Raw genomic sequence first — 7,817 nt, 5'->3', positions numbered from 1 at the left:
ATATTAAAAGCTATTTTGTATTCTTTTGTATTATTATCTTTTTTATCATTATTTTCTTCCTGCCATATTTTTAGATAAAGAGGATAGCTTTGGTCATCTTTTGGCCAGAATAAAGGTATTTCTAAATTCAAAAGAAAATTTGTATCTTGTTTATTTAAAATTTTTTGGCCTAAAAATTGATTTAATAATTTATTTTCAGTATTATTTTTATTTTGATTTTCTTTAAATAGTATTTCTAAGCTTTTATCTAAATTTTGGGTGAATTTTTTCAAATTTTCACCTAACTCCTCGTTGTTGATACTCAAGTCAATTAACAGACTGGATAAATTAGATTTTAATTCTGAATTAGTTGAATTATTATTAAGTAGTTCAATTATTTTTAAACTTTGAGAATTATCAGTATCAAAATTTCTGCTTATTCCTTCTAATAAATGAGCTTCCAGACTAAGACCACCTTTTTGCATAACTGCCATTGCTTTTATCAAAGCTTCACTTTTTATATTAATTGTCTCCGTATTTATTAAATTAATTAATATTTTTAGATTATTTTTTTTAAGTGGTATATTCATTTTAAGGAGGGTATTTAAAAGTTCTTTTTGCTGTTCAGTATTTAAATTTTCTAATAAAGATATTATTCTGGAGTTGGCATTAGTCTTTGGGGTTTCTTGATTATTCTGAGGTATGGTAGGAGTGTTTTTTCTTTCTGGACTTTTATCTGTTTGGTCCAATAATTTTTTTACTTTTTGAGAGTTTTCTATTTTTATTTTATGGAGAAATTTATCAATTCTCATATTTTGTCCCTCCTTTTCTTGTCAATTAAAAATAAAATTGATATGATGGAAATAATGAATTTCCTTTAATTATATTATAACAAGAAATAGAGGGGATTAATAGATGAAACTACTTGACCAGCTTGAAAAAAATGTTCCTGGACGAATTTTTCAAAGAGGGAAAAATTATTATAAACAGGGAAAAATTAAAGATTATCATATAAATTATACTGAAGATAATAGATATGAAATCAGAGGAAGAGTAAGAGGTACTTATAATTATCAAATAAAAATTGATTTGAGGATTGTTGAAAACGATTTATATTTTAATAATAGTTGTAACTGTCCCTATGATTGGGGAGATGTTTGCAAACATGAGGTTGCAGTTTTATATAAATTTTTAAAAGAAGATTATGAGGGGATTGATGGTGCAGGAAGATTCAGAAATTTACTTGAAGTGACAAAGGCTTTTAAAGATAAAAAAGAAGTTTTACTTAAATATTATATAAAAGGTTTTTTGACTGATAGTATGGTTAATTTTAAAATAACAATTAGTGCTGATGATTTGAGTTTAGAAAAGATAGATGAAATTTTGGCTTATGCTCATAATTCAGATTTCCCTTATTATGATAGAGAATTTATAGAAAACAATCTCAAAAACAACGATAAATTTGTAATAGATTATTTAGCTCAAATTCAAACCAGAAAGAGCAGAAGTGATGCTTCTCTACTTTTTAATAAGAATAGAGAGAATTTTAATTTTTTAATTAACTTAATAGAGAATAATGAAGTATATTTTTCAGAGACTAATAAAAAAGCAAAAGTGGGAAAAAAAGTTTATCCTATTTTAAATATAACAGGTGATGAAAATGAGATAGAGATTAATGTAAACAGCAAATATGAAATTTATGAATCTGAAGATGAATTTGATAAAGTATATTGGACAGTAATAGATAATACTATTAAACAGTTTGATTATTTAGACGCAAAAAAATTACCAGCTAAAGTCAAAATTCCAGAAGATAATAAGGGAAAATTTTTATTTGAAATTATAGAAGAGTTAAAAGATAATTTTGAGGTTAACTTACCGAAAAAATTAAAAAAACATAGATTACTTGAGCATCTTCCAGAAATTTTTTTAAAATTTGATTATAGGGAAGGAATAATTTCCTGTCATACTGAAGTAAAAATAGATCAGAAGAAATATGTTAATTCTGAGATATTAAGTATTGAACCTGATGAAAAAGAATATGAAAGATTGGATGAAGATAGTAATCTATGGAGTGTTTGGAAATTAGAAGAATGTGAAAAATTAGTTAATTTTTTAGAAAGATATAATTTTCATGTTAGTCCTGATGATTTTGTAATTAAAGATGATATTTCTATCCAGAATTTTATAACAGATGGTTTTGTTCATGTGCCTGAAGAGTGGAAAATTGAAACTACAGAGGCTTTTGATAATATTGAGATTAATAAAATTGAATTAGAACCAATTTTTGAATTTAAAGAAAATGATAATGATCAAATTGACTGGTTTGAGTTTGAAATTAGTTATAATTTAGGAGGAAAAACTTATTCTCGGAATAAAATTAAGGAAATGATGAAATATAATGATCAGGGTCAGGCTTATATAAAAATAGATAATAATTATTTTTTATTAAATGAAGGGGAGAAGGAAAAGAAAGCTAAAAAGGCTTTAAATTTAGCAGTAAGTGATGAGAAAGGCGATTATCGCAGTCATTATTATAATCTATTATATTATAAAAAAATCTTAGAAGAAAATGGAATAGAATTTGAAGGAAATAAAGTATATAATCAGCTAGAGGAAGATATAACCGGTGATAATTTAATAAAAGAAAGCAGTGTTCCAAAGGAGGTTGATGATAAATTAAGAGATTATCAAAAGGAAGGATATTATTGGTTTAAATTTATTGATAAATATAATTTTGGAGGAATTTTGGCTGATGATATGGGGTTGGGAAAGACAGTTCAGTCTCTTACTTTTTTAAAAAGTAAAGATGATGACCAGCCGGCGTTGATCATTTGTCCCCGAACTTTAATTCACAATTGGGGTGAAGAAATAGAAAAATTCTTTTCTGATCTGGATTATCTCATTTATCATAGTGATCCTGAAGAAAGAGATAAGATGAGGTCTGAATTTTCAACAGTTGATATTATTATTACTTCCTATTCTATTATAAGTCGAGATCATGAGAAATTAGTTGATTATACCTTTTCCACCTGTATTCTTGATGAAGCTCAAAGAATTAAAAATCATAGAACAAAAAGAGCACAGGGAGTAAAAAAGATTAATGCCAAGAGAAGATTAGCATTAACTGGTACTCCCCTGGAAAACTCCCTGGAAGAATTATGGTCTATTTTTGATTTTTTAATGCCAGGTTATTTGGGAGGATATAATAATTTTCGCAAAGAATACCTCAACCCTGTAAAAAAAGCTGATAATGATAATAAATTAATGGAATTAAAGAAAAGAGTAGCTCCTTTTATTTTACGCCGAAAAAAGGAAGATGTTTTGACAGAATTACCGGATAAAGTATTAAATATTCATAAGGTAGATATGAATTCTTTACAGGAAGACACTTATAAAACAGTACTTGATCAACTAAAAGGGCAGTTAGAACAAAGAATAGAAGAAAAAGGATTCAATAAATCCAGAATTAATGTACTTTCTGCTTTAACAAAATTGAGACAGGTTTGTAATCATCCCTCTTTGGTACTTGATAGACTTGAGAAAGAGGCAAATTCAGGTAAAATAGAGGCCTTGATGGAACTTGTAGAAGAAGCTATTCAGGGTGGACATAAACTTATTGTATTTAGTCAATTTGTCCAGATGTTAAAAATAATAAAAAATAAATTTAAAGAAAGTGGAATTGATTATGAATATTTAGATGGCAGTACAAGAAATAGAATGGAGAGAGTTCGCCATTTTAATAATGATGAATCAACTAAAGTGTTTTTAATTAGTTTGAAAGCAGGAGGAACAGGTTTAAATTTAACTTCAGCTGATATTGTAATTCATGTCGATCCCTGGTGGAATCCTATGGTAGAAAGACAGGCCAGTGATCGTGCTCATCGAATTGGTCAGGATAAAAGAGTTATGGTTTATAAATTAATAACCAGAGGTACAGTAGAAGAAAAAATGTTAAAACTTCAAAAGAAAAAGGAAAATATTTTTGATAAAGTAATTGAAGATAATCCTAATCCTATAGATTCAATAACCTGGGAAGATATACAGGAATTATTAAATTATAATTGAGGTGAAAATAGTTGATTTATTTAATTTTAGCGATAATATGCAGTTCTTCTATAGCTCTTATTTTTAAACACAGTGAAGGAAATAATATGAACAGATTAGCGGTTACTACTTCTAACTATTTTATAGCATTTGCAATTAGTCTGTTTTTTATTTTAAGGAAAGGACTATTCAGTTATTTTGAAGGTGGAGAATTTGTTAATTTAGTTAAAGAATTTACAGGTGTTATATTTTTGAATAATGATGTTTTTTCTAAAAAGGCAAGTTTAGGTTGGACTGTATTTATAGGAATTTTTGCTGGGGTATTTTTCTTTTTATCTTTTATTTATTATCAAAAAAGTGTAAAAAATGATGGTGTTGGACTTTCGGGAGTGTTTTCTAAACTTGGTATTTTATTGCCAATGCTTTTATCAATAGTTTTATGGCAGGAATTCCCCAGTTCAATTCAATGGCTGGGAATCTCTCTTGCTATTTTATCTATAATAATTGTTAATTTTCCTTTTAACAAAGATTGGAAACAGGCTCTACGTTTATCTTTAATATTTCTTTTCTTTTATGGAGGAATTGCTGAATTTTCCAATAAATTATTCCAAAAATATGCCTCACTAAACTTAAAACCTTTATTTTTATTTTTTGTTTTTGTAACTGCATTTTTGATTAGTTTGTTATATACCATCAAAGATAAAAATAAAATAAATAATGAAGATATAATTACAGGAATCATGGTAGGTATTCCGAATTTATTTTCTTCTTTTTTCTTGATAAATGCTCTTGATGTCTTAAAAACGGCAGTGGTCTTTCCAATTTTTAGTGCAGGTAGTATAGTAGTGATTAGTCTGGGAGGGTTCATTATATTTCAGGAAAGACTTAACAAAAGAGAAGTATCTGCTATATTTATGACTATAATTGCCTTAATCCTAATTAATATTTAAAACAAAAAAAGATTGAATACTATAAAAATAAAGAAGGATTTTGTCTTAAATTAAAGAATATTATTTATAAGGGTAAAAATTCAAAGAAGGGGCGTGAGTAAATTAATGGAAGAAATTTATGAACAGAAAAAGAAACAACTTTTAGATGATCTTAGTGATATGAGTGAGATTGCTGAAGATATGCTACAAAACGCTATTAAAGCATTAAATGAACAGGATATTGAATTGGCCAAACAGGTAATAAATAAAGATGATGTACTTGATAATTATATGATTACTGTAGAAGAAGAAGTTTCAAGACTTTTATCATTTAACAAACCTTTAATAAGTGATGCACGCTATAATATTGCCCTTGTTAATATTGCTACTAATTTGGAAAGAATTGGAGACCATGCTACTAATATTGCTGAAACAGTTTTGGAACTCAAAAATGAAGAATATTTAGAACCCCTTATTTTGATTCCAGAATTATCTGAACTTGTTTCTGATATGTTAGATGCTGTTTTAGAAGCTTATATTACTGAAAACGCTGAATTAGCAGAAGCTGCCTGCCGAAAAGATGAACATGCAGATAATATTTATACTGAATTGTACGAAAAAAGTGTAAAACTTATTGATGATCATGAAGGAACTAAAAATATAAATCAGGTTATACAATTTATTAATGTTGCTAAATCTCTTGAAAGAATTGGAGATCATGCTACTAATATTGGTGAAGAAACTATATTTATTGTAACAGATAAACGGGTGAAGTATTAAAGTAAGAGATATTAATAAAAAAATAATAGTTAGAATTTAAGCGGCTTCTCCTTTTTAAATAAAATTAGGAGAGCCGTTTTTATATTTGTTTTAACTGATAAAGAAGGATATGATAACTTTATAAAGAATTTATTTATATAAGCAGATATTTTACTGATAAGAAATATGAGTTTGTTTAGGAGGGAAATATATGAGTGAAAAAAACTATATCGATGTCGAAGAATTAAAAGGGAGTTGTGAATTATCTGATTTTAATTTTTCTTCAACTGATGAACTTGAACCATTTGAGGAAGGAATAATTGGTCAAAATAGAGCTGTAGAAGCAGTTGATTTTGGTTTAAATGTAGAAAAAGAAGGATATAATATATTTATGACTGGTTTACCAGGAACAGGTAAAAGTACCTTTGCTAAAAAAGCTACTGAAGATAAGTCTAAAGATAAAGAAGTTCCACCTGATTTATGTTATGTCTATAACTTTGAAGATTCTGAAAAACCACAGGCACTTAAACTTCCTTCAGGAATAGGAAAAAAGCTTAAAAAAGATATGGAAAAATTAATACAAGAACTTAAAGAAGAAATCCCTGCAGCTTTTGAAGGGGAAGAGTACGAGGAAAAGAAAAATCAGATTATGAGTGAATACCAAAAAAAATCTAATAAAATAATGGAAGAATTTGAAGAAGAAATTAAAAAAGATGGTTATACCTTAAAAAATACACCTCAGGGTCCTATGCCAGTTCCTATAGATGAAGATGGGAATCCTTTAGAACAGGAAGATTATCAGAAACTATCTGAGGAAAAAAAGCAGGAATTAAGAGATAAAAATGCTGATATTAAACAGCAAATGGATAATAAAATGAGACAAATTCGGAAACTAAAAACCGAAGCTCAGGATAAACTAAAGGAAGTTGAAAAAAAGGTAGGACTTTCAATTGTTGAACCAATTATTGCTAATTTGAAAGAGAAATATGAGGGATGTGAGGAAGTTACTGGTTATCTTGATAATGTAAAGGAGGATATTGTAGATAATCTTAATAAATTTAAAGATAAAGATGACGATAAAAAAGCTCAATTACCTTTTGCAATGCCTCAAAATGATAATGGTTCATTTTTTAAAAGATATAAAATAAACTTACTTGTAGATAATTCAGATACTGAAGGTGCTCCTGTTATTAATGAAACTAACCCCACTTATTATAATCTATTTGGAAAAACAGAAGGAAAAAGTCAGTTCGGAGCAATAACAACAGATTTTACTATGATAAAAAGTGGTGCTATTCATAAAGCAAATGGTGGTTATTTAATTTTGCAGGCTCGTGATGTTTTAACCAGCCCTCTTTCATGGGAAACTTTAAAAAGAACTTTAATAAATGAAGAAGTTGTTGTTGAAAACATTGGTGAACAGTACAGGTCCATACCTGTTAAGACCTTAAAGCCAGAAGCAATAGATATTGATTTAAAGGTAATAATGATTGGAAATCCAATGATTTATCAACTTCTTTATAATTATGATGAAGAATTTAAAAAACTGTTTAAGATAAAAGCGGATTTTGATGTAGAAATGGAAAGAAACCGTGAAAACATGAAAAAATTTGCTTCATTTATTTCTTTTATAAGTGAAAGGGAAAATATAAAGCAATTTAAAAAAGATGCTGTATGTAGAGTTATCGAATATAGTAGTAGATTAACCGGTGATAAAGAGAAATTAACTACTCGTTTTAATGATATTATGGAAGTATTATATGAATCTAACACCTGGGCTAAAATTGCTGATCATGAATATGTGAAAAAGGAAGATGTTAAAAAAGCTTTAGATAAAAAAGAAGAAAGATCAAATTTAAGTGAAGAAAAAATAAGAGAAATGATTGCTAAAGAACATATTTTGATGGATGTGAAAGGAAAAGAAACCGGTCAGATCAATGGCCTATCTGTTTATCAAACTGGAGAATATGCTTTTGGTAAGCCTTCACGTATAACTGCCAGGACCTATATGGGTAAAGAAGGAATAATAAATATAGAGAGAAAAGCAGATATGAGTGGTAAAATTCATAATAAAGGAGTTATGATTTTAGCTGGGTTTTTAGG

General features: G+C 27.8%; 5 protein-coding genes. 4 read left to right on the top strand and 1 reads right to left on the bottom strand.

Translation table 11 applies throughout. From position 1 onward, the window contains the following. On the bottom strand, positions 1-791 hold a 791-nt coding region (locus VJ881_00460), incomplete at its 3' end, for a hypothetical protein (GenBank protein ID HKL74510.1). Positions 792-894: 103 nt separating this feature from the next. Between VJ881_00460 and VJ881_00455 the strand changes: the two genes are divergently transcribed. From VJ881_00455 to VJ881_00440, 4 genes are all read left to right on the top strand, one after another. Continuing rightward, positions 895-4,047, top strand: a complete 3,153-nt coding sequence (locus tag VJ881_00455) for an SNF2-related protein (protein ID HKL74509.1) — start codon at positions 895-897, stop codon at positions 4,045-4,047. 86 nt (positions 4,048-4,133) lie between these two features. Continuing rightward, positions 4,134-4,976: an EamA family transporter gene (locus VJ881_00450; GenBank protein ID HKL74508.1), complete on the top strand. Its 843-nt coding sequence runs from the start codon at positions 4,134-4,136 to the stop codon at positions 4,974-4,976. A gap of 93 nt (positions 4,977-5,069) precedes the next feature. Continuing rightward, entirely contained in the window at positions 5,070-5,735 is a 666-nt protein-coding gene (gene phoU, locus VJ881_00445; protein HKL74507.1) for a phosphate signaling complex protein PhoU, read from the top strand. Positions 5,736-5,925: 190 nt separating this feature from the next. Further along, positions 5,926-7,817: ATP-binding protein (locus tag VJ881_00440; GenBank protein ID HKL74506.1), on the top strand; the 1,892-nt coding region annotated here is incomplete at its 3' end.

Source organism: Halanaerobiales bacterium, from assembly GCA_035270125.1.
Lineage (GTDB): Bacteria > Bacillota > Halanaerobiia > Halanaerobiales > DATFIM01 > DATFIM01.
The sequence above is the reverse complement of the archived record's forward strand: the minus strand, read 5'-3'. Positions and strand labels throughout refer to the sequence as shown.